At 68.1% G+C, this 21,819-nt stretch carries 28 protein-coding genes and 1 tRNA gene; 10 read left to right on the top strand and 19 right to left on the bottom strand.

All coding sequences use genetic code 11. The annotated features are described in order from the left end of the window. Positions 1-10: 10 nt before the first annotated feature. Positions 11-346, bottom strand: a complete 336-nt coding sequence (locus tag AW270_RS15065; protein WP_061294958.1) for a VOC family protein — start codon at positions 344-346, stop codon at positions 11-13. 134 nt (positions 347-480) lie between these two features. On the opposite strand from AW270_RS15065, the gene AW270_RS15060 reads away from it, so the two are divergent. Further along, positions 481-1,026 carry a DUF302 domain-containing protein gene (locus tag AW270_RS15060; protein WP_061294957.1) on the top strand — a complete coding sequence of 182 codons (546 nt, stop codon included), beginning with the start codon at positions 481-483 and terminating at the stop codon, positions 1,024-1,026. Here AW270_RS15060 and AW270_RS15055 read toward each other — a convergent pair. The 3 genes from AW270_RS15055 to AW270_RS15045 are packed head-to-tail and all read right to left on the bottom strand — an operon-like array spanning position 1,007 to position 2,978. Next, positions 1,007-1,837 carry a phosphoribosylaminoimidazolesuccinocarboxamide synthase gene (locus AW270_RS15055; protein WP_061294956.1) on the bottom strand — a complete coding sequence of 277 codons (831 nt, stop codon included), beginning with the start codon at positions 1,835-1,837 and terminating at the stop codon, positions 1,007-1,009. The two genes, AW270_RS15060 and AW270_RS15055, sit on opposite strands and share 20 nt — an antisense overlap. Beyond that, complete coding sequence (locus tag AW270_RS15050) at positions 1,834-2,592, bottom strand: GntR family transcriptional regulator (RefSeq protein WP_061294955.1); 759 nt, start codon at positions 2,590-2,592, stop codon at positions 1,834-1,836. Before AW270_RS15050 ends, AW270_RS15055 begins: the two co-directional genes overlap by 4 nt. Positions 2,593-2,615: 23 nt before the next feature. Continuing rightward, positions 2,616-2,978, bottom strand: a complete 363-nt coding sequence (locus AW270_RS15045; protein ID WP_061294954.1) for an STAS domain-containing protein — start codon at positions 2,976-2,978, stop codon at positions 2,616-2,618. A gap of 261 nt (positions 2,979-3,239) precedes the next feature. Between AW270_RS15045 and AW270_RS41785 the strand changes: the two genes are divergently transcribed. Then, positions 3,240-4,541, top strand: a complete 1,302-nt coding sequence (locus AW270_RS41785) for a sensor histidine kinase (protein WP_061294953.1) — start codon at positions 3,240-3,242, stop codon at positions 4,539-4,541. 172 nt (positions 4,542-4,713) lie between these two features. Continuing rightward, positions 4,714-5,544: a GAF domain-containing protein gene (locus tag AW270_RS15035; RefSeq protein ID WP_157521995.1), complete on the top strand. Its 831-nt coding sequence runs from the start codon at positions 4,714-4,716 to the stop codon at positions 5,542-5,544. Positions 5,545-5,599: 55 nt separating this feature from the next. On the opposite strand, the gene AW270_RS15030 is transcribed toward AW270_RS15035, so the two are convergent. Then, positions 5,600-5,684 (bottom strand) — tRNA-Tyr (locus tag AW270_RS15030). Between the two features lie 94 nt (positions 5,685-5,778). On the opposite strand from AW270_RS15030, the gene AW270_RS15025 reads away from it, so the two are divergent. Further along, positions 5,779-6,261, top strand: coding sequence for a GNAT family N-acetyltransferase (locus AW270_RS15025; RefSeq protein ID WP_061294951.1), 483 nt, complete (start codon positions 5,779-5,781; stop codon positions 6,259-6,261). Between the two features lie 17 nt (positions 6,262-6,278). Continuing rightward, positions 6,279-6,770, top strand: a complete 492-nt coding sequence (locus AW270_RS15020) for a YajQ family cyclic di-GMP-binding protein (RefSeq protein ID WP_061294950.1) — start codon at positions 6,279-6,281, stop codon at positions 6,768-6,770. Positions 6,771-6,820: 50 nt separating this feature from the next. Here the strand turns inward: AW270_RS15020 and AW270_RS42130 are convergent, their stop codons facing one another. After that, complete coding sequence (locus AW270_RS42130; RefSeq protein WP_082801568.1) at positions 6,821-7,132, bottom strand: tyrosine-type recombinase/integrase; 312 nt, start codon at positions 7,130-7,132, stop codon at positions 6,821-6,823. Between the two features lie 22 nt (positions 7,133-7,154). Between AW270_RS42130 and AW270_RS15015 the strand changes: the two genes are divergently transcribed. Further along, the gene (locus AW270_RS15015; protein WP_157521993.1) at positions 7,155-7,418 is read left to right on the top strand and encodes an SEA domain-containing protein; all 264 of its coding nucleotides are present in this window, start codon (positions 7,155-7,157) and stop codon (positions 7,416-7,418) included. A gap of 240 nt (positions 7,419-7,658) precedes the next feature. On the opposite strand, the gene AW270_RS42125 is transcribed toward AW270_RS15015, so the two are convergent. Then, positions 7,659-7,769 (bottom strand): tyrosine-type recombinase/integrase, encoded by a 111-nt coding sequence (locus tag AW270_RS42125; protein WP_369408991.1) that lies wholly within the window; start codon positions 7,767-7,769, stop codon positions 7,659-7,661. A gap of 733 nt (positions 7,770-8,502) precedes the next feature. Further along, complete coding sequence (locus AW270_RS15005; protein ID WP_061294947.1) at positions 8,503-8,712, bottom strand: hypothetical protein; 210 nt, start codon at positions 8,710-8,712, stop codon at positions 8,503-8,505. Between the two features lie 175 nt (positions 8,713-8,887). On the opposite strand from AW270_RS15005, the gene AW270_RS38740 reads away from it, so the two are divergent. Continuing rightward, entirely contained in the window at positions 8,888-9,526 is a 639-nt protein-coding gene (locus AW270_RS38740; protein ID WP_157521989.1) for a hypothetical protein, read from the top strand. Positions 9,527-9,919: 393 nt separating this feature from the next. On the opposite strand, the gene AW270_RS15000 is transcribed toward AW270_RS38740, so the two are convergent. From AW270_RS15000 to AW270_RS14985, 5 genes are all read right to left on the bottom strand, one after another. Further along, positions 9,920-10,525: a response regulator transcription factor gene (locus tag AW270_RS15000; RefSeq protein ID WP_061294946.1), complete on the bottom strand. Its 606-nt coding sequence runs from the start codon at positions 10,523-10,525 to the stop codon at positions 9,920-9,922. Positions 10,526-10,532: 7 nt separating this feature from the next. Beyond that, entirely contained in the window at positions 10,533-11,102 is a 570-nt protein-coding gene (locus AW270_RS41195) for a sensor histidine kinase (protein WP_245674719.1), read from the bottom strand. A 129-nt stretch (positions 11,103-11,231) separates the two neighbouring features. Continuing rightward, positions 11,232-11,693: a hypothetical protein gene (locus AW270_RS41190; RefSeq protein WP_157521985.1), complete on the bottom strand. Its 462-nt coding sequence runs from the start codon at positions 11,691-11,693 to the stop codon at positions 11,232-11,234. A 26-nt stretch (positions 11,694-11,719) separates the two neighbouring features. Then, entirely contained in the window at positions 11,720-12,457 is a 738-nt protein-coding gene (locus AW270_RS14990) for an ABC transporter permease (protein ID WP_061294945.1), read from the bottom strand. Next, positions 12,457-13,371, bottom strand: coding sequence for an ABC transporter ATP-binding protein (locus tag AW270_RS14985; RefSeq protein ID WP_061294944.1), 915 nt, complete (start codon positions 13,369-13,371; stop codon positions 12,457-12,459). The genes AW270_RS14990 and AW270_RS14985 overlap by 1 nt, the downstream gene beginning before the upstream one ends. 172 nt (positions 13,372-13,543) lie before the next feature. Here AW270_RS14985 and AW270_RS38725 point away from each other — a divergent pair, with 172 nt between their 5' ends. From AW270_RS38725 to AW270_RS14975, 3 genes are all read left to right on the top strand, one after another. Beyond that, positions 13,544-13,708 (top strand): hypothetical protein, encoded by a 165-nt coding sequence (locus AW270_RS38725; RefSeq protein WP_157521983.1) that lies wholly within the window; start codon positions 13,544-13,546, stop codon positions 13,706-13,708. Positions 13,709-13,847: 139 nt separating this feature from the next. Further along, positions 13,848-14,819, top strand: coding sequence for a TolB-like translocation protein (locus AW270_RS14980; protein ID WP_157521981.1), 972 nt, complete (start codon positions 13,848-13,850; stop codon positions 14,817-14,819). Positions 14,820-14,838: 19 nt separating this feature from the next. Next, a complete protein-coding gene (locus tag AW270_RS14975) occupies positions 14,839-15,414 on the top strand; it encodes a pyridoxamine 5'-phosphate oxidase family protein (protein ID WP_061294942.1) in 576 nt (191 codons plus the stop codon). Here AW270_RS14975 and AW270_RS14970 read toward each other — a convergent pair. The 6 genes from AW270_RS14970 to AW270_RS14945 all read right to left on the bottom strand — a co-directional run bounded on the left by AW270_RS14970 (position 15,411) and on the right by AW270_RS14945 (position 21,768). Beyond that, complete coding sequence (locus tag AW270_RS14970) at positions 15,411-16,226, bottom strand: M48 family metalloprotease (protein WP_061294941.1); 816 nt, start codon at positions 16,224-16,226, stop codon at positions 15,411-15,413. The genes AW270_RS14975 and AW270_RS14970 overlap by 4 nt on opposite strands. Before the next feature lie 66 nt (positions 16,227-16,292). Next, on the bottom strand, positions 16,293-17,708 hold the full coding sequence (locus AW270_RS14965; protein WP_061294940.1) for an NADH-quinone oxidoreductase subunit N: 1,416 nt from the start codon (positions 17,706-17,708) through the stop codon (positions 16,293-16,295). Next, positions 17,705-19,186 (bottom strand): complex I subunit 4 family protein, encoded by a 1,482-nt coding sequence (locus tag AW270_RS14960; RefSeq protein WP_061294939.1) that lies wholly within the window; start codon positions 19,184-19,186, stop codon positions 17,705-17,707. Before AW270_RS14960 ends, AW270_RS14965 begins: the two co-directional genes overlap by 4 nt. Then, positions 19,183-21,009: an NADH-quinone oxidoreductase subunit 5 family protein gene (locus tag AW270_RS14955; RefSeq protein WP_063819220.1), complete on the bottom strand. Its 1,827-nt coding sequence runs from the start codon at positions 21,007-21,009 to the stop codon at positions 19,183-19,185. Before AW270_RS14955 ends, AW270_RS14960 begins: the two co-directional genes overlap by 4 nt. Beyond that, positions 21,006-21,314, bottom strand: a complete 309-nt coding sequence (gene nuoK, locus AW270_RS14950; protein ID WP_061294938.1) for an NADH-quinone oxidoreductase subunit NuoK — start codon at positions 21,312-21,314, stop codon at positions 21,006-21,008. Before nuoK ends, AW270_RS14955 begins: the two co-directional genes overlap by 4 nt. Before the next feature lie 4 nt (positions 21,315-21,318). Next, positions 21,319-21,768 carry an NADH-quinone oxidoreductase subunit J family protein gene (locus AW270_RS14945; protein ID WP_157522128.1) on the bottom strand — a complete coding sequence of 150 codons (450 nt, stop codon included), beginning with the start codon at positions 21,766-21,768 and terminating at the stop codon, positions 21,319-21,321. Positions 21,769-21,819: the final 51 nt, after the last annotated feature.

Below are 21,819 nucleotides of genomic sequence, written 5' to 3'. Positions count from 1 at the left end.
CGTTTTTTTACTAGTCCTGGATCAAGCCGAGGACATTGCCGTCGGGGTCGACGACTGTGGCGACGAGCCGGCCGCCCCCGACGTCCTTGGGGCCGGACTTGAGCGTGGCCCCGGCGGCCGTCACCGCGGCGATCTTGGCCTCGATGTCCACGACGTGCCAGTGGGCGAGCGGGCCGGTCATGTCGCTGTTGGGGACCAGCCCGATCTGCTGGCCCTCGGCCTCGTAACCGACGTAGTAGGGCGAGTCGGCCGTGGGCTCCATGCCGAGCAGAGCGGTGTAGACGGCCTTGGCGGCGGCGAGGTCGGTGACGGGGTGCAGAACGGTCTTGATGCCCTGAGTGGTCATGTCGATCCTTGTGTCGTGGTGGTGTTTACGCAGATCACGCTATCCACGACCGGGATGGTCCCGCTTCTCCGTTCCTGACCGATGGGGACTCGACGGCCCCGGCAGGGCGTTGAACCTGGAAAGGGGGATGACCTATGACCGTTCTGGACGAACACGTGGCCGACGTCGCCTACGAGGCGCACCGGCTGACCGTCGACACCGGCATGTCGTTCGACGAGTTCCGGCGGCGCTACGAGGAGGCGGTCCCGGTCTTCGACAGGGACGGCTTCCAGCGGCTCATCGACGAGGAGGCCGATTGGTCGACGGTGCTCGGGTTCACCGACCGCAACGCCCCGCACGACTTCATCATCTACTGGTCGCTGGACAACTCCGCGATCTTCCGCCTTTCGGGCGACAGGTGGCGGAGCGTCCAATATCTGATGGGGAACCACACCATCGCGCAGCGCATGTTCCAGCACGACCCGGCCGTGATGGAATACGCGCCGCTCCGTACGACCATCTACGAGCACTCCGACGGATACGCCCGGTTCGCCATCGACCAGCCGAGCCATCAGTTCGCCGGTTTCGGCGACCCCGCCATCGCCGCCGTCGGGGTCGAGCTCGACCGCGAGGTGGCGACGCTGCTGGAGTTCCTCGAAGTGCCGGTGCCCGGCCGGTTGGTCACCAGCTCTGCCCGGTGATCCTCTCGTAGGCCTCGATGTAACGCGCCCGGGTGACGTCCACGACCTCCTGCGGGACCTCGGGCGCGGGGCCCGTCTTGTCCCAGCCGGTGCCGGCGGCCCAGTCGCGGACGAACTGCTTGTCGAACGCGAACTGCGGACGGCCCGGCTCCCACTCGTCGAGGGGCCAGAACCGGGACGAGTCGGAGGTCAGGACCTCGTCGCCGAGGGTGAGCACGCCGTCGGCGTCCCAGCCGAACTCCAGTTTCGTGTCGGCGATGATCACGCCACGCTCGCGCGCGATCTCCGCGCCCTTCCGGTAGACGTCCAGGGTGATCTGCCGCAGCCGGTCGGCGACGTCCTCGCCCTCCTCGGCCACGACGTCGGCGAAGGTGATGAACTCGTCGTGCTCGCCCATCGGGGCCTTGGTGGTGGGCGTGAAGATCGGCTCGGGCAGCTGGGAGCCTTCGAGCAGGCCCGCCGGGAGCGGGAGGCCCGAGACGGCCTGGTCACGCTGGTATTCCTTCAGCCCCAGACCGGCCAGGTAGCCCCGGGCGATGCACTCGACCTGGACCATCTTCAGGGCCCGGCACCGGACCGCCCGGCCCTCGAACTCGGCCGGCACGTCGGTGGCGGAGATCACGTGGTTCGGGACGACGTCCTTGAGCTGCTCGAACCACCACAGGGACAACTGCGTCAGGACCTTGCCCTTGTCGGGGATCGGCGTCGGCAGGATGGCGTCGTAGACGGAGATCCGGTCGGACGCGACGAGGATGATGTCGCCCCGGTCCTCGTAGACGTCCCGGACTTTTCCTGAGTGGATCAGCTTCACGTGGTTCCTTGCCCTTCGAGCCCGTATTCATAGGTGGACCAGCGACCCGCCACGGTCACGTACTCGCCGTATTCCAGCACGACGCCGTCCTGGTCGTAGACCCAGTTCCGGCCGCGCAGAACGGTCGTACCCTCCGGAACGCCGAGATCATGGGCGTCCCGGTCGTCGGCCGTTCCGGCGCACTGCTGGTCGCGCCCCGACACGGCCACGCGGCCGGTCTGGCGTTCGATGTAGGCGGGGGTGCCCGCCGCGATGCGTTCGGCGACCAGCAAACTCGGCGCCCTGTCGGCCAGGGCGCCGTCGAACCAGGAGGTGGACGCGGACACCGGCGTGTTCGTGTCGGTCGACATCGTGACCCGGTGACGCCGGATGACCCGCGCGCCGTGGGCCAGGCCCAGCGCGTCGGCCACCTGCTCCGGAGCGGCGACCAGATCCGCCTCCCTGACCCGCGCCGCCTCGTTCGGCGGCGAGATGCGGCCGGTCCGGCGGACCATCTGGAACCGGTCGCGAGGCGAGCGGTGCCGCCGCGCCGACACGGTGGTCCCCCGGCCGGGCACGCCCTCGACCAGCCCTTCGGACCGCAGCGAGGCCAGGACCTTGGTCGCCGTGGCCAGGGCGATGTTCCAGTCCTTCGCGATCTGCCGGGCCGAGGGGATGGTGTCGCCCTCTTTCAGCGTGCCCGCCTGGATCTGCCCGCGGATGTGGTTCACGACCTGGACGTAGGGCGGATCGGGACGTTCGACGCTCGGGGACACCCGTCAATCGTACTAGTACACCGTCAGGTGGCGCGTAAGCCGTCGACGGCGGCCTCCACCGTCTCGTGGAAGCCGAACGGCAGCCGGGCCTGCTGACAGTAGGCGAGGAGATCGTCCGGAACAGCCGCGATCATGAACGCGCCGCCCGCCGACAGCACCCGTTTCGCGGTCGACAGGATGGCGCCGATGGCCAGCGCGTCCCACGACACGACGCCCCCCAGGTCGAGAACGAGCCGGGGCGGTTCGGGGAGGTCCAATTCCGCGATCACGTCCTTGAGCCGGGCGCCCAACCGGCGGTCGGCGCCGAATTCGCCGTTCACGTGCACGATGCCGTACCCGTCGTGAAGCTCACCACGAATCTCCAGGGCGGCGGACCGGTCTCTCACGAGGCTCCCTCCGTAGTCCCGACTGTCTTTCAGTCTGACTCGGGTCGATACGAGGGGAAAGCGGCAAAGGAAACACCTCATCTGATTCAAATCGGGATGTGCTCGGTTGTCGGGATCGAGCGGAGATGGAGAGGATGAACTGGGCTCGTCAGGCGAACCAGTCGAGAACGCCGCCGAGTGCATCAGGATCCCGCGGCAGACGCGTCGCTCCGAGTCTCCCTCGACGTCGGGCGTCGAGCCCAGAGGACGGAGATCGCACACGTGGCAGGTCCGGAGTACGCCAGAGACGACCAACCGGCGGCGCCCGTCGCGACCGACGGGTGGCTTCTGGCCGTGAGCGAGCCGGGAATCGGCCGGTTGGCCCTCCAGGCCCGCGAGCGGCTCAATCTGCTGTGCGACGCCGGCTCCCACGTCGGCACGTCACTGGACGTGACCCGGACCGCCGAGGAACTGGCCGAGATCGCCGTCCCGCGCTTCGCCGACCACGTCGGCGTCGACCTGTCCGACCAGGTGCTGCGGGGGATGGAGCCCACCACTCTCGACGGGGGACTCCGCCGGGTCGCGCTCTCAGGGGTGGGCGAGGATCCCGGCCTGCATCCGGTCGGTGCGCTCATAGCGATGCCGCCCTCCACCCCCCAGGCCCGCAGCGTGGCCATCGAGCAGCCGGTGCTCGAACCGCTCAGCTCCCTCATCGCGGCGCCGGTACGGGCTCGGGGCGTCACCTTCGGCGTGGTGAGCTTCTACCGCTCCAGGTCCAGGAAGCCCTTCGAGGAGGACGACCTCGCCCTGGCCGAGGAACTGGTCAACCGGGCGGCGGTGTGCGTCGACAACGCCTGCCGCTACACCCACGAGCGCGCGATCGCCGCCGAACTGGAGGACGTCACGAGGTCCCTGCGGCACGCGCTCGACTACCAGCGGCGGTTCACCGCCGACGCCTCCCACGAACTGCGCACCCCCCTGACCGGCCTGCGGATCCAGTTGGAGGAGGCCCAGCTCCACCCGGACGAGACCGACCTCGCCGACCTGCTCAGCCACGCCCTGACCGATGTCGACCGGTTGCAGGCCATCCTCACCGACCTGCTCTCGCTGGCCCGGAGCGGGGCCACCCCGCTCACCGACCTGGAACCGGTGGACCTGGCCGACCTCGTCGAAGCCGAGATCTCGCGCCGGATCGGCGATCCCCACCCGGCACGGCTCGACCTCACCCCCGGAGTGGTGGCCGACGCCGTCCCCATCCAGGTGTGCCGGGTGCTGAACAACCTGGTCAACAACGCGCAACGGCACGCCACCCGCCTCGTCACCGTCGGGGTGCGCCGCAGCGGCGACATGGCGGAGCTCAGCGTCACCGACGACGGCCCGGGAGTCTGCGTGACGGAACGGGAGCACATCTTCAAGCCCTTCACCCGGCTGGACAGCGCCCGCAGCCGCGACCGCGGCGGCACCGGGCTCGGCCTGGCCATCGCCCGCGACATCGCCCGGGCCCACCACGGCACCCTCCACGTCGAGGACGCGGCCCCGAACGGGGCACGCTTCGTCCTCCGCCTCCCGGTTACCCCATCCTGAACCGGCGGCTCTTTCCCCATTCCTTACGAACATTTACCAAACGGGGGCATCCACGCCCATTTGCAGGGTTTATCGTAGAAGATTGTAACGCTTTTTCCAATCCACCGCACATATCCGGCTTTACGCATTCAGCGCCCCATTCCGGATATCTCTGAGACTGACGAGGTTGATTGTGAGCAGAACCTCTGCGGAGAAGGCGGTGCGCGAGCCGATCCTGAATTCGTGGCGGCGCTGCCAGGACGCCGGGCTCCAACCCGGCACCTTCAAAGCACGCCTGCTCGACGACCTGGATCTCGACAGCCTCCTCATCCGCGCGGCCCAGCCCGTGCTGGACCGGCTCCAGACGGCCATCTCCGACACGCCGTCAGGGGTGTTCCTCAGCGACGCCTCCGGAGTGCTGACCCGGCGCATCGTGGGCGACTCGTCGCTGCTCACCGCCGCGGACGCCCTCGGCATCCTCCCTGGCTTCAGCTACGCCGAGTCGGACATCGGCACCAACGCCGTCGGCTCCACACTGCTGGAGCGCCGCACCTACCAGGTCTCGGGCGAAGAACACCTCTGGGAGGATTTCCAGCGATTCGCCGCCGTGGGCACCCCCGTGCGCAACCCCCTGAGCGGACGCGTGGAAGGCGTCGTGTGCATCGCCTCCCTCGGCGAGCGGATGAACGCCCAGATGACGGCCGTGGCCCAGCAGTCGGCCCGGCTGGTCGAGCAGAGCCTGCTCGACCTGAGCGCCGACCGCGAGCGGGCCCTGTTCAGGAGGTTCCTCGACTCGGCGCGGGAGAGCGGCATCGGGTCCGGCGTCACGGCCTCCATGCCTCCGGGCCTGTGCCTGCGTGATCGGATCGCCATGGAGGACGCCGCCGTGAAGCTGGTGGCGCAGGGCCGGGAAGCGGCGATCGAACTGGCCCTCTCCGACGGCCGCACGGCCACGGTCGTCGCGCAACTGGTCAGGGGCGCCGCCGGCCTGACCGGCATCGCCGTGCAGGCGTGGCTCTCCTAGGACGCGAAAACGGCCCCTGATCAGCTTCGCGCTGATCAGGGGCCGTTTTTCCTGCTGGTGGCAGGTCCAGGGTTCGAACCTGGGTAGGCTTAGCCGACGGATTTACAGTCCGCTCCCTTTGGCCACTCGGGCAACCTGCCTCGTCATCCCCCTTGCGGCGGCGACGAGGAAAAGAATAGCGGACTCACGCCGTACACGTGACATCGATATGTCCCGGACGTCCCTCAAGCCAGGATGGTCCACGTGATCCGCCACCCCGCCTCCGCCGAACTCCCCGCCCTGGCCGCGATCGAGCTGGCCGCCGACGCCAAGTTCGCCCCGCTCGGCATCGTCTTCCCACCCGGCACCACCATGATCGAAGAGGCCTCCGACCCGAGCCGGGTCTACGTCACGGGCGTTCCCCCGGTCGCCTTCGCCCTGGTCGGAACCGTCGACGGCCAGACCCACCTCGACCAGCTGGCGGTGCATCCCGTACACGAGGGAAAGGGCCTGGGCACCGCCCTCCTGGAGGCCGTCTGCGCGCTCGGCGCCGTCACCCTGACGACGTTCCGCGACGTGCCGTGGAACGCACCCTGGTACGCCAGGCGCGGCTTCGAGGTGCTCGATCCTGCCGAGTGGGGACCAGAACTCAGGGCCCTCGTAGCACATGAACGGGAGCTCGGGATCGAGGTGGCGCCGCGAGTGGTCATGAGGCGGCTAAGGTCGGTAGGAACGTAGAGAGGACACGGACACCGATGGCCGATAGCAGTTTCGACGTTGTCTCTGAGATCGACCGGCAGGAGGTCGACAACGCGCTGAACCAGACGGTCAAAGAGGTCGGGCACCGCTTCGACTTCAAGGGCACCGGCGCGGCGATCGCCTGGTCGGGGACGAAGGACATCGAGATCAAGGCGAACAGCGAGGAGCGGGCCAACGCGGTCCTCGACGTGTTCCGCGAGAAGATGGTCAAGCGCGGGCTGTCCCTGAAGGTCCTCGACGCGGGCGAGCCGAAGCTTTCCGGCAAGGAATATCGGCTGGTCATCGCCCTCAAGGAGGGCATCGACCAGGAGAACGCGAAGAAGATCTCCAAGATGATCCGCGACGAGGGGCCCAAGGGCGTCAAGGCCCAGATCCAGGGCGAGGAGCTGCGGGTGAGCTCCAAGAAGAAGGACGATCTGCAGGATGTCATCACCTTGCTGAAAGGTAAGGACCTCGACATCGCGCTGCAGTTCAAGAACTACCGCTAGTTTCACTGGACTTTGCCCTGTTGACCTGCATCTTTGTGTCCAGCCGAAGATCAGAGGGCACATTCAGGGCACACGGTTGCTGATCTTGAAGCGGCCATGTGCCCTGAGTCCCTTCTGGGGTCATGCGAGGCGCGGAGTGTGTCCGAGTGACTCGTCGACCAGTCGGCGTGTCTTCTCTCCTGCTTCGGGTCACTCCCCACGTAGGTGTTGAGCGTGACCATCGGAGTTGAGTGACCAAGCGCGAACTGTACGGCCTTGGCCGAGTCCCCTTTGTGAATCAGCAGCATCGCGAAGTAGTGGCGTAGGCAGTGGAGAGCGACGCCCTTCGGGATGTCGGCGAGCCGGGCGGCCGGCGCCCAGATGTGCGCTCAGGTCGCTCGGTGCATGGGCTGGAGCACGTTCGTCGTGAACACCGGGCGGGGCAGGGCGGGTGACGATGTTGCGCGGGTCGGTCGCATCACGATCTCAATCTCGACCGGCTCGAAGCGCTTCAAGCGTGCGGCGAGAGCCTCACAGACGACCTTCGGCAATTCGCGCGGAGGTCTACGTCTTCAGCGGAGCCAGGTATGGCGCCTGACCAAAGACACAGACGAGTTGCTGGCTGATGTCGACATCTCGGCGCTTCAGGCCGAGTTCGTCGACCTCTAAGCCGAAGATCTCCCCGCCGCGCACGCCGCAGTCGGCTGCGAGAAAACTGACGGTACTGACAAGCGGCAGTAGGTTCTACGCGAGGGTGGGGACCTGATCGGGGATCGCGACGAAGTGACTGGGCTTGTCGGCGTCCGGCAGGCGCACGCCGAGGCAGAGCGAGATGCCGATAGCACGATCGATCACAGCGTTTGAAGAAGGAGATCACGTTGCTGTAGACGATGGCCAGGGTCGAAGGCGTCAAAACCCCGAACGGTCCTTGACCCATGACCGTATATGCGCTGGCCGCATATTGGCTATCTGCATATGGCCGATGATCGGATCGATGTGGAGCCGGAAGACCCGTTCCATGCGTTCGGTCATCAACCTTTGGTGCAACAGGTCGGCCCGCCACTTGGCAGCAGCGTCCGTGACGCGGACACGACCGGCGTGACGTCGACAGACGTTCCCTTGTCCAGACTGTTCTTCGACTCGGCGTCAAAGCCGTCGACATCGGCTTCTTCTCGAAAGTCCGCTCGCGCTGCTCTCCCCTGTCGTCGTGCCAACGCACTTGCCACCGTTCGCCGCGACCATGGTTCGAAGTGGGGAGCGCTTGTGTTCCCTGCACGTGCCCCTCTCCGGGACTTGTACCACGTGTCGTAGACGGTCACATCTGCTCCCGAACCCAGGCCACGACATCATCGGAGATGTAGCGGGTGCTTGCCGGTCCGGCGGCCACGAGGGCCGACGCGGCGGCAGCGCCACTGATTGAGGGTGGCGACCGGAACGTCGAGGAACTCGACATACTGCTGTTCATCTCGCCGACGCCATGCATGTCAGACTCACTACCCAAGTAAATGCCTGCCTGGCCGGCTGCAGCCAGCATCGCCGATAATGCGCTTCCCGACCGTTACAGAGCAGAGCAGAGCAGATCGATTTCTATTATTCCACGCCAACGATTTCGTGTCTTGGAGGACTAAATGATTATCGTCCGACACTGGAAATCCGTATGACCTCAGCCTTTTTCGAGTCAGAGTACGCCGCTGTTTCGATGTCAAAGTTTGCCCTCAAACATCTTGTCCATGCACTTTGCGGCGGCGCGTGTTCATGAAGTGGCGATATGGATGTATCGCCGGGAGACGCGGATGTCGGACTTTCCTAGGACTTCAGCAACGGTTCGGATGTGGACGCCCATGTCGACAGGAAGCGTTCGACTGCCGAGCCGCTCCCGGTGCTGGGCGTCAGACGCCAGGTCCACACTCACGTCCCAGCGACGAGCCATCTTCTCGATCGGGATCAGCAAGACCTTGGCCACACCTGCGACAGGCCACCTTCGGATGCACCATCATGATCGCGGCAACTGACATGAAGATCGACCCAAGTCATCACGACTCCATCACACATTCTCGCTTTAGATTTACGGCCAATCAGGGCGTGATATCCAGAACATCACAAGTGCTCAAAATGGCCACATCCACAAGCGAGGCGTCGTGGCAATCTCCGACAACACCACCATTAAAGTAGGCCTTCTCATAGCCGGAGGAGTTGTCGTCAACAAGCTGTCCGATTTCGTTGATGTTTCGGCACCAATAATACTCATCGGATCATTCGTAGTATTGATCAGCATGCTCATCTATGAAGAGCATTCCGAGCGTTCTGGCGAGAGGTCCGATGTGGCCAATCTGGTAAAATTTGGCCTATCCGCAGTGACAATAGGAGCACTTATTGGCGCCGCTTCACTGATTCCACTATTTCCCAGCCGCGTGTTTCACACGGAGTGGACCGGCTCTCCCCAGGTATTCGGAAACTACGAGCTACTTGCCGCAGGATTGATCTCAGCATTGTCTGCGCTCGCCGCAGCGCGAAGACGCTCAATACTCCAATTAGCAACTTTCCTGATTAGCGCTATGACCGGAATGTCGCTACTGATCGTATCTCTACGTCCGGGGCATGATTTCACTTCTACTTTCATCGGCTGGGTGGCAGCGGGAGCTATCGTCACTGCGATTGTTTACTGGACCCCCGAGATATTCAGAATGTACCGGGCTTTTTGGGGAAAAAACGGACATCCAAACCCTTCAACCGGACGCCCCACCGATGAATCCAGCAACGAAAAGGAAGAACCGTAGAGGGCTGCCATGGGAGCACCAAGGAACTTGGGTCCTGGCAGCCTTGTGCTCCGGGTTAGCTTGCCATTGAGTGAGTCGGGCTGGTCACCGTAGGGTGCAACTAAGGTACACGAGTCCGAGAAGCAGTCGCAGGGGACGACAATCACCGGCGGACATCCCTAGGCCTAGGCCATCGCCCGGATACCACGATCACCCCGGTTTACAGCGGCCCCACGCTGTCCAAGAACTACCGTTAACTTCGCTGGTCTTGGACGTGCTGATCTCTCGTCCGGACGAAGATCAGAGGGCACATTCGGGGCACACGGTCGCTGATCATGATGCGGCCATGTGCCCTGAGCCTTTCGAGGCCGCAGGGACCGACTTGTGGTGATGCGGAGTCGGGCCTGACGACTCCTAGAGCCAGCCGCGTTCCCTGGCCACCGCGGCCGCCTCACTCCTGCTGCGGGTGCCGGTCTTGCCGATCGCCGCGGACAGGTGGTTGCGCACCGTGCCCTCGGTGAGATGCACCAGCTTCGCGATCTCGGCGATCGTGTTCCCGGCGCCGACCGCGGTCAGTACCTCGCGCTCGCGCGCCGTCAGCGGGTTGATCCCGTATACGAGCGATTCGGTGGCGAGGGTGGGATCGACGACCCGGATGCCCCGGTGGACTTTGCGCACCGCGTCCGCGAGTTCCTCGGGGGATGCGTCCTTGACGATGAACCCGGAGGCCCCCGCCGCCATCGCCCGGGTGAGGTAGCCGGGGCGGCCGAAGGTCGTGCAGACCAGGACGCGGCAGTCAGGAAGCTCCCGGTGGAGTTCCTCCGCCACCGTCAGCCCGTCTTTGCCCGGCATCTGCACGTCGAGCAGGGCCAGGTCAGGGGAGGTCGCGCGGGCCGCGGCGAGGACCTCGTCACCGGAGCCGACCTGCGCCACCACGGTGATGTCCGGCTCCAGGTTGAGCATCGCCGCCAGCGCGCCGCGCACCAGTGCCTGGTCGTCGGCGAGAAGCACCCTGATCATCCCTGCATCATCCCTGTCGGCTCGGGACGGTGGCCCGTACGACGAATCCGCCCCGCTCGCGGGGACTCGCCTCCAATGTGCCCCCTGCGGCGCGTACGCGCTCGGCGAGCCCGCGCAGCCCGTTCCCCCACCGCCCGCCGGCGCCGGTCCCGTCGTCGCTCACCTCCAGCCAGTTTCCCCCCAGGCCGACGGTCACCTCCCTGGCTGAGGAGTGCCTGACCACGTTGGTCACCGCCTCGCGGAGCACGTGGCCGAAGACTTCATGCAGCTCAGGATGGACGTCGTCGACGGCACGGGGCATTCGCGCCCTGATTCCGGCGACACGCAGCGCCTCCTTCGCCGTGACCAGTTCTCCGGACAGCGTGACCTGCCGGTATCCGGAGACCGTGGCGCGCACGTCGGCCAGCGCCTGACTCGACAACCGCTCCACGTCGCCGGCCTCGCGGGCGGCCGTGCCGAGGTCACCGGAGACCTCCAGCAGCCGGCGCACCAGGCCGGCCTTCAGCCTGATGGTGGTGAGGCTGTGGCCGAGGATGTCGTGCAGGTCTCTGGCGAGGCGCTCCCTCTCCTGGTCCACCGCGAACGCGGCGATCTGGTCGCGGGTCCGCCGCAGTTCCTCGTTCGTGTCGACCAGCCAGGCCAGGAGGGTGATCGCGCTGCTGACCGCGCCGAGGATGACGATGTTGGTGAGTTGCTCGGCGAAACCTCAGGCCAGCAGCGCGCCCACGGCCAGACCGACGAGCGCCAGCGACGTGGCGACGGCGGCGACCTCGCGCCGGACCATCACCGCGATGACGCAGAGGGCGAACATCAGCACCCACGAGTTGTCCAGGCCCAGGAGGACGACGAGGGCGGCGCCCAGTCCCATGAGGATCAGGCACAGCACCGCCCGTATGATCCAGGCCTCCCACCGGCCGATCGCCACGAAGAGCAGATAGGCGATCGTGTACGCGACTCCCAACCCGATCGCCCAGGACTTCTCATGGGGGCCGAGTGAGGCGAGGGCGTGCAGCCAGGCCGGGAGCATGAGTGCGCTGAACAGCAGGGTCAGCCCCATGGAGAGCACGATGGCCCGCCCGCTCCAGAGCGACGACGCGGGCAGGAAGAGGGACTTCCCCCTCTCGCCGACGGACCTGCGCGGGGGGACGTGGTCATCGTTCTCGGCCACTTTCGACTCTCCCCCCGTCGAAAGACTCAACTCCGGCCGGAGTCATGACGGTAGCGCCACGTCACGGCACTCCCGAGCACCAGCGTCCATGCTACGAGGACGCCGCCCGCCGGCAGGACGTCCTGGTCCGGCAGCACCGCCGAACGGGCGATCTCGGTCAGCCAGTAGCTCGGTGTGAAGTGGCCGACGGAGGTGAACCACGCCGGAAGGGTGTCGAGGGGCATGAACATGCCCCCGAAGATCGCCAGCACCAGCATCCCGACGATCGTGACCTGCTGGACGTTGTCCTTGCCGGTCGTCTGGCCGATCAACAGTCCCAGCAGCGCGAAGGGCAGCCCGCCGAGCCAGACGAGGAGGAGCAGGACGAGCCAGGAGCCGGGCTCCAGCCGCACGCCTCTCACCAGGCCCGCGACGAGCGCGACCACCATCGGGGGGAACAGCGCGACGAGCATGCCCACCGCCCCCTTCCCCATGAGGTAGCCGACTCCCGAAAGCGGTGTCAGCCGGAGTTGCCGTTGCCAGCCCGCGGCCCGCTCGTTCACGACCGATGTGCCGATGAGCATCCCGGCCAGCAGCACACCCCAGGCGGTCATGGCCGGCAGGACGATGACCGGGGCCGGGTAGGGGCCGTCGCCCGGGATCTGCGTCTCGAAGATCAGCGTTTCGAGGAGGTAGAACGCGCCGGGGAACCCCACGACGAACAGGAGCGTGCCGGGCTGCCGCAGCGCCCTGCGGAGTTCCAGGGCCAGATATCCGGATTTCATCACTTCGCGCTCCCATCGGCCGTCAGCGCGAAGAAGACCTCGTCGAGACCGACACCGGCGACCTCGATGCCGTGCGCCTCCGGGAAGGCGGCCAGCAACGCGCGCAGGGTCTCGTCGGAATTCGAACTGACCACCTCCACCTTCTCGCCGAAGACCTCGGCCCGGTCCACCGAGGGCAGGGCGAGCACGGTCTCCCTGACGACGCCGGGGATGACGGCGCGCAGCGTGCGGCTCGCCGCCAGGGTCCGCACCTGGTCGATCGAGCCGTCGGCGACCACCACCCCCTTCTTCAGGAAGACGACCTTGTCGGCGTGCTCCTCGGCCTCCTCCAGGTGGTGGGTCGCGAAGATGACCGTGCGGCCCAGGGCGGTGAAACTCCGCATCGACTTCCAGAACTCGCGGCGCGTGGTCACGTCCATCCCGGCCGTCGGCTCGTCGAGCAGCAGAAGGTCGGGGTCGGAGACCATGGCGACGGCGAATCGCACCCGCTGCTTCTGACCGCCGGAGAGCTTGGTCGACCTCCGCCGCCGAAGGTCCTCGACCCCCGCCCTGCGGAGGGCCTCCTCGACGGTCAGCGGCTTGCGGTGCAGGGACGCCACCATGCCGACGATCTCACCGACCGTGGCGTCCTCCAGCAACGCGCCTTCCTGAAGCACCGCGCCGATGCGGCCCTCCTTGACGGCCTGGGCGGGTGATCGCCCGAACACGGCGACCTCGCCGCTGTCCGGTCTGGTCAGCCCGAGGATCATGTTGACCGTCGTGGATTTCCCCGCGCCGTTCGGTCCGAGGATGGTGACGACCTCCCCCGGAGCGATCGACAGATCGACGCCGTTGACGGCGTGGACGTCCCCGTATCTCTTGCGCAGGCCGACGGCGCGCAGGGCCGTCGGTTCGGTGGAAGGCGTGGTTCCCATGGAGTCAAGATTGGCCAGTGCGGGCCACCACCTGCGTAGTCTCTCTGTCACGAATCGTCCGTGACAGCTGTCATCGAAAGACCGTGACAGATTCTCTACGTTCCTCGCGATTCCGGCCGCCATTCTTCGAATTCAGACATCGTCTTCTTTCGAAAAGAATTGAGTGTGCGGCATGGCGAACAACTCTCGGCACATCACTTACATGACCGTCTGCTCGATTCTGGGCGGCGTGATCGGCGGCCTGGCGGGGATGTACTGGCTCCAGCCGCAGACCCTCATCCCGATCGGCGTCGTGGTCGGCCTCAGCATCGGCCTCGCCCTCGGCCGGAGGCGATAGTCCCGACCTCACGAGGCGGGGTGCCTCCCCTACTGGTTGTGGACCTGGCGCAGCATCTGGGTCATCTCATGCCGGATACCGATTCGCTGCCAACTTCCGCCCCGGTTCCCGCATCTACTCCGGTGACGAAAGGAAGCAGATGAAGACTCGCGCATTCGTGGCCGCCGCCCTGACGGCGCTCGCGGTCATGTCGCCGGCGACGGTCGCGGAGGCGCGGACGGGAGCCGCGGCCCGGTACGTCTGGCTCAAGTCGTGCCCGAAGAAGGACTACACGGTGCCCTGCGGCCAGTGGATGATCACTCGCCGGGACGGCACCACGACGCCGCTCGCCGACGCGCAGGTTCACCGGGTCACGGCGTCGGGGGGCGTCGACCGGGAGGGCGCGCTGCAGCCGGCGCTGAGCGGGGACGGCAGGCGGCTGGCCTATTTCACTGCGAAGACCAGGAAACTGGTCGTCCGCGACCTCACCACGGGGAAGGTGCAGGCGGTGAAGGCCACGCTGCCGAAGGGGATCACGATCAACGACGTGGACACCCTGCTGTCGAAGGACGGCAGGCACCTCGCGATCGACTACCTCGACGAGGCAGGCGCGCTGCCCACGAGGATCGTCGAGGTCGCGTCGGGGCGCTCCTACACGCTGCCGGCCGACGCGGCGCTCCACGGGTTCAGCGGCGACGGCTCCAAGGTCATGGTGACCAGCGCGTCCGACCAGAACACCACGCTGTTCTCCTCGGTCGACGCCGACGGCGTGCTGAACACGCAGGAGGTGCCGCAGGTCGTCGACGACAACTATCCGCTGGCCCTGGCCGACGACGGCCGCGGCATCGCGGTGTTCATCGACGGCCGCCGGCCGGCGCTGCGGATCTACGACCTGTCGTCCGACTCGGTCGGGCCGCCGGTCAGGCTGACGATGCCGAAGGGCGAGCGGGCCAACAGGCTGGCCTGGGACACCTCCGACCGGCTGCTGCTCTGGACGTACCGGAACAACGCAGACGACGTCGTTGTCGGCGGGAGCCTGCGGTCGATCGACGTGAACACCGGCGAGATGAAGAAGATCGACACGTGGACCCTGAAGTCCAACCTGTGGATATGGTGGCTGCCCGGCGAATGATGGGCGTTATCGTCCGGTCATGGGCAAACAATATGACGTGATCACCGACCGGCTGCGGACCTTCATCACCTCACAGCCGGTCTATTTCGTCGCCACCGCCCCCGAGTCCGGCGGGCATGTCAACGTGTCCCCCAAGGGCTACGCCGACACCTTCGCCGTCCTCGACGACACCACCGTCGCCTACCTCGACCTCGACGGCAGCGGCGTCGAGACCATCTCCCACCTGCGCGACAACGGCCGCGTCACGCTCATGTTCGCGGCGTTCTCCGGGCCGCCGAACATCGTCCGCCTGTACGGCACGGGCACCGTCGTCACCCCCCGCGACGCCGGGTTCGACGACCTGCTGAAGAACTTCGGCCCGCATCCGGCCGTCCGGTCGGTGATTGTGGTCAGGTGTGACCGCATCTCCGACTCCTGCGGCTACGCGGTGCCGTTCATGGAGTTCGAGCAGGATCGCACCCTCCTCGACCAGCACCACGAGCTCGACAGCTCGAAGAAGCGCCAGGCCGAGCGCTCCGGCGCGCCCCGCAACAGCATCGACGGCCTGTTCGGCCTGCACGCCGGGGAGACCGACCCGGCGAACCGGCGCAGCTAACGCAGCCGTTCGAGGTTGGCGACCCGCTCGGCGGTGGTCGGGCGGGTGGCGGACGGCCCGGCGAAGAACATGTGGCTGGCGCTGGCGATCCGCCCGTTGCGGGGCAGCGGGCGGGCCCTGTTGCTGGCGTCGATCCGGCGCAGCGCGGAGGCGAGGGCGAGCGGGTCGCCCGTCATCCGGGCCGAGGCCTCGTCGGCGGCGAACTCGCGGTCGGGCGGCAGCGCGAGCCTGACCAGCGCGGTCGTGATGGGCTGGAGGACCGCGCCGACGACCCGGGTCAGCGTGGCCGGGGTCTCGTCGTCGGTCCGCCGGACGCCGAAGATCGGGCCGAGGTAGCCCGACGTGGTGAACATCGTGGCCAGCGCGCCGGCGACCGAGGCGAGCAAGGTGTCATGGTTGTGCACGTGGGCCAGCTCGTGGCCGATCACCCCGCGCAGCTCACGTTCGTCGAGCAGCGCCAGCAACCCCTGGGTGACGATGACGGCGGACTTGCGGGGCGTGCGGCCGGTGGCGTAGGCGTTGGGCTGGGCCAGCGGGGAGACGTAGAGCCTGGGCATCGGGCGGCGGGCCTGGGTGCAGAGTTCGCGCACGATGCCGTAGAGGACGGCGTGTTCGACCTCCCCCACGGGCCGCGCGCGCAGCGCGGCCACGGCGAACCGGTCGGAGAAGAAGTAGGCCACCCAGACGGTGACGGCGGCCAGCGGCAGCCCCGCGACCAGCCCGGTGATCCCCCCGATCAGACCGGCCACCACGACGATCAGCACAGCCGACGCGCCCAGGATCCCGAGCGTCCGCGCCCCGTTGCTCCGCATCGCCCACCTCCTCCCACTCCCTCCCCTGACCAACGCGGGCGGCGGTTTGGGCGTTCCCGCCCCGACTCAGCCCAAGGTGGCCAAGACCAGTTGCGGCGCGATCGAGAAGGCCACCGCCACCACCGCGGCCACGCCCACCGCCATCCAGGCGGGCCCGGCCACGACGGGTCTCACCGCGTCGGCGGGGGTGAAGAGACGGGCCGTCCAGGCGATGTAGTAGTAGAGGCCGATCACCGTGTTGACCGCCATCACCACCGCCAGCCAGCCGAGGCCGCCCGCCACGACCTCACGGAACACGACCACCTTGGCGAACAGCCCGGCGAGGCCGGGAGGGAGCCCGGCCAGGCAGATGAGCGCGAAGCCCAGCGCCAGCCCGGCCCCCGGACGGCCGAAGGCCAGCCCCCGGTAACCGTCGAGCGTGTCGTGGGGCACGGCCATGACGACCGCGAACGCCGTCAGGTTCATGGCGGCGTAGAAGACCAAATAGGCGGTGGCCGCCTGGGTGTCAGTGGTCGCGACGGGCGCCAGCACGTATCCCGACTGCGCCACCGACGACCAGGCCAGCAGCCTGACGGGGTGGGTCTGCCGGAGCGCCAGCACGTTGCCCACGGTCATGGTCAGCGCGGCCAGGACCGCCACGATGGGCGTCCAGGTGGCCGACTCGCTCGGCAGGGCCTGGGTGAGCACGAGCATGAGCCCGGCGAACCCGGCCGCCTTCGACACGACCGACAGCAGCGCCGCGACCGGGATCGGCGCGCCCTGGTAGACGTCGCCCGCCCAGAAGTGGAACGGCACGGCGGCGATCTTGAACCCGAACCCGGCGATGACCATGACGGCCCCGACCGCCACGACCGGCCCGGCCCCCGGCCGCTCCGGCTGCGCGAGGGCCGCCGCGATCGCGTCGAGGTGGACGGCGCCCGTGACGCCGTAGAGGAGACTGACGCCGAACAGCATCACCGCCGTGGAGACGACGGAGACGACGAACAGCTTCAGGGCGGCCTCGGCTCCCAGCCCGTCGTAGCGGCGCAGCGCGGTCAGCGCGAACACCGGCAGCGAGACCAGTTCGAGCGCCACGACCAGCATGATGAGATCCCGCGAGGCGGGCAGCGTGACGGCGCCGGTGAGGGCCGCGAGCAGCAGGAAATACCACTCCCCGACCGGGATGTCACCGTCGGCGAGCTGCGCCGTCGACAGCAGGACCACCACGATCCCGGCCCCGACGGCCAGCCCCGCGAACACCACGGTGAGGGGGTCGACGACGTAGGAACATCCGACGGACGGGACGCAGAACGTCTCCTTCACGCCCCGCTGGGCCACCACCACCGAGAACGCCGCCACCAGCGCGGCCAGGGTGACACCGCCGAGAGCGGTGCGGATCCCCCGCCGGGCGGGCAGGAAGGCGTCGAGCAGCAGCACGAGCCCGGCGGTCAGCGCCAGGATCAGAGGCGCGGCGATCGCCCCGTAGTCGATCGACTGGGTCACGGCACCCCCAGAAGCGTCTGTACAGCAGGTGTGGTCAGCCCGAGCAGCGCCGACGGCCACACCCCGAAGACCAGGATGAGCACCACCAGCGGCACCCAGGCGGTCAGCTCGACCCGGGTGGCGTCGTGGATCGACGGCCCAGGCCCGCCCCACGGGCCGTGCGTGAGCCGCGACAGCATGACCAGGAAATAGGCCGCCGTCAGCACCGCCCCGAGCCCGCCGATCACCATGAACGTGACGAACAGCGGCCGGGACAGCCCGGCGGCCGGTTCGTAGGCGCCCTGGAGGGCGAGCATCTCGCCCCAGAACCCCGCCAGGCCGGGCAGCCCGAGCGAGGCGACGCAGGCGAAGGTCAGCAGCGACCCGACATAGGGCAGCCGCCCGAGCAGCCCCGACCCGAGCTGATCGAGGTCCGATGTGCGGTAGCGCTCCTTCACCGCACCCACCAAGAAGAACAGCAGGCCGGTGATCAGCCCGTGGGCGACGTTGCCGTAGAGGGCGGCGTTGATCCCGACCGGCGTGAGCGTCGCGAAGCCGAGCAGCACGAACCCCATGTGCCCCACGGACGAGTAGGCGATCAGCCGCTTCAGATCCCGCTGCGCCAGGCAGGCCAGCGCGCCGTAGACGATCCCGACGACGGCCAGCGCGCCCAGCCACGGCGCGACGGCGGCGGCCCCCTCGGGCAGGACCGGGATGGCCACCCGGGCGAACCCGTAGGTGCCCATCTTCAGCAGCACCCCCGCGAGCAGCACCGATCCCACGGTCGGGGCCTCGGTGTGGGCGTCGGGCAGCCAGGTGTGCAGCGGCCACATCGGCGTCTTGACGGCCAGCCCGAGCCCGATCGCCACGAACGCGAGGATCTGCGCCGACCGGCTCATCGGGTGTTCGGCCGCGAGGCGCACCATGTCGAGCGTGCCGGTCTGCGCCCAGACGTAGAGCAGCCCGACGAGCAGCACCGCCGACCCGAGCAGCGTGTAGAGGATGAACTTGTACGCCGCCCGCCGCCGCCCCTCGCCACCCCAGCCGGCGATGACGAAGTACATGGGGATCAGCACGACCTCGAAGAACACGAAGAACAGCAGCAGGTCGAGCGAGAGGAACGTGCCGATCATGCCGAGTTCCAGCACGAGCAGCGCGAAGACCAGCTCCCTGGCCCGCTCGGGCTCGTGACCGGCCAGGTAGATCAGGCACAGCAGGGTCAGCAGCGCTGTCAGCACGACGAGCGGCAGCGAGATCCCGTCGATCCCGAGATGGAACCGCACCCCGAGCCACGGGATCCACGCGAAGTCGACGGTCCCCTGGATGGTCCCGGCGTCGGAGTAGTCGAACGCGGAGGCTGCCGCGACGGCGACCGCGAACACCGCCCCGGACACCGTCAGCCCGAACCGCACCGCCACCCTGCCGAGCGGCCCCGGGACGAGCAGCGCCGCGGCCCCCAGCAGGGGAACCACGAGCAGCGCGACCAGCAGAACGCTCATCCGAGCACCACCGCCCCGACCGCGATCAGCAGCACCCCGGCGAGCACGCCGGTCACGTAGAGCTGCGCGTTGCCGTTCTGGAGGTGCCGGGTCAGGCCCGAGAGGCCGACGGTCGCCCGGCCGGAGCCGCGCACCGCCCCGTCGACCACCTCGTCGTCGGTCCGCACGACGCCCCGGGCCAGCGCGAGCACCGGGCGGACGAGCACCGCCGCGTACAGCCGGTCGACGTAGAAGGCCTGCTCGCACGGGTCGCGGAACGCGCCCAGCAGCCGGGCCGGGTCGCGTTCGGGGGAGCCGCGCCAGATCACGTAGACGAACGCCACCCCCAGCAGGGCCACGACCAGCGCCGTCACCGCCGGGGCGAGGTGGAACTCGCCGGCGTCGGTGAAGCCGAGGAGCAGGGCGGGGACGGCCAGGATGCCCATCGGCCACAGCATCGTCGCCGGGGCCTCGCGGCCGTCGAAGACGTGGGCGGTGCCGGGGACGGGCTCGGGGAGGGCCTGGATCTTGCCGGTGCCGAAGAAGGTCATCAGCCACGCCCGGGTCGCGTAGGCGCCGGTCACGCCGACGGTGAGCAGGGCCGAGCCGTAGAGGAGGAGCTGGATGGGGCTGTCCGAGCGCTCCAGGCCGTAGAGGACGGCGTCCTTGCTGAAGAAGCCGCTGGCCGGGGGCAGGCCGATCAGGGCGGCGTAGCCGACGGTCATGGTCCAGAACGTGACCGGCATCGCGCGGCGCAGGCCGCCCATGTGGTGGAGCAGGTTGGAGCCCACGTGGTGGATGACCGCGCCCGCGCACAGGAACAGCAGGGCCTTGAAGGCGCCGTGGGTGACCAGGTGGAAGACGGCCGCGTCGCGCGCGCCACCGGCCAGGGCGGCGGCCATGTAGGCGAGCTGGCTGATCGTCGAGTAGGCCAGGACCCGTTTCAGGTCGTTTTGGGCGAAGGCCGCCAGCGCCGCGCCGAGCATGCCGATCGCCGCGACCACACCGAGCACGTCGAGGGTGGGCTGCGGGAACAGCACGTAGAGGCGGGCCACCACGAAGATGCCCGCCGCCACCATCGTCGCGGCGTGGATCAGGGCGCTGATCGGGGTCGGGCCGGCCATCGCGTCGGGCAGCCAGGTGTGCAGCGGCACCTGCGCGCTCTTGCCCGCCACACCCGCCAGCAGCAGGAGCGTCGCCAGGACCAGGGTCGGGGTGGGGATGTCGGCGGCCAGGACGTCGGAGATCCGGAACGACCCGGCCGCGAAGCCCAGCACGAAGATGCCGAACAGGAAGCCGACGTCACCCAGCCGCGTCACCAGGAAGGCCTTGATCGCGGCGCGCGAGTTGGCCCGCTCCTCCCACCAGTGCCCCACCAGGAGGTAGGAGCACAGGCCCATGATCTCCCAGCCGACATAGAGGACCATGAGGTCGGCGGCGAACACGACCAGCAGCATCGCGCTGGTGAACAGGCTGATGAAGGCGCTGAAGGAGGGATAGCGGATCTCGCCCCGCATGTATCCCACTGAGTAGACCTGCACCGCCAGCGCCACCACGCCGACGAGCATCGCCGTCAGCACCGACAGTTCGGCGACCTCCAGGCCGACGGTGATCGCGACCCCGCCGGTGTCGATCACGGTCAGCACGTTGGTGGACGGCGTGTTCTCCCAGACCAGCCACCCGGTGAGCCCCGCCGACAGGGCGGTCGGCACCACCCCGAACAGGCCCGCGCGTTTGTTGGCGGCCAGGTTCCCCGCCGGGTCGCGGCCATGGGGATGGCGCGAGAGCAGCAGCCCGAGCACGGCCCCCGCGAACGGCAGGACCACGATGAGCGAGACGATCACGGCTCCCCCAGATCGCGCAGCCGGTCGAGCTCGATCGCCCGCCGGGTCCGGAAGACGGCCAGCACGATGGCCAGCCCGATCCCGACCTCGGCGGCGGCGATGACGATCACGAACAGGGTCAGGACCTGGCCCGAGTGGAGGGCGTCGCGCAGCCAGACGTCGAAGGCGATCAGGTTGAGGTTGACCGCGTTGAGCATGAGCTCGACCGACATCAGCACGAGGATGGTGTTGCGCCGGGCGAGGACGCCGTACACGCCGATGGAGAACAGGAGCGCGGCCACGACGGCGGGATAGACGACGTGCACCCCCTCACCCCCGGCCCTTGATGTCGGTACGCGACAGCACGATCGCCCCGATCAGCGCCGCCAGCAGCAGGACCGACAGCGCCTCGAACGGCAGCACCCAGTTGCGGAAGATGCTCGCCCCGAGCGTCTCCGCCGACCCCGCCCCCGGCTGGAGCTCGGCGTATGCGTGCTGGAACCCGCCCACGACGACGCCGACCAGCACCCCGGCCGTGGCGACCGCGACGACCCCCGCGACCACCCGGTTACCGGAGTCGAGATCGTCGCTGCGCCCGATGGGCGCCCGCGTCAGCATGATCCCGAACAGCAGCAGCACCACCACGGCGCCCACGTAGATCAGCACCTGCACCCACGCGACGAACTCCGCCGTCAGCACGAGATAACACCCCGCCAGCGCCCCGAAACAGACGACCAGCCACAGCGCGGCGTGCACCAGCTGCCGCGTCGTCACCACCATCAACGCCGAGCCGACGGCGACCAGCCCGAGCAGCAGGAACACCACCTCAAG

It is taken from the genome of Herbidospora cretacea (assembly GCF_001570605.1).
Lineage (GTDB): Bacteria > Actinomycetota > Actinomycetes > Streptosporangiales > Streptosporangiaceae > Herbidospora > Herbidospora cretacea.
The sequence above is the reverse complement of the archived record's forward strand: the minus strand, read 5'-3'. Positions and strand labels throughout refer to the sequence as shown.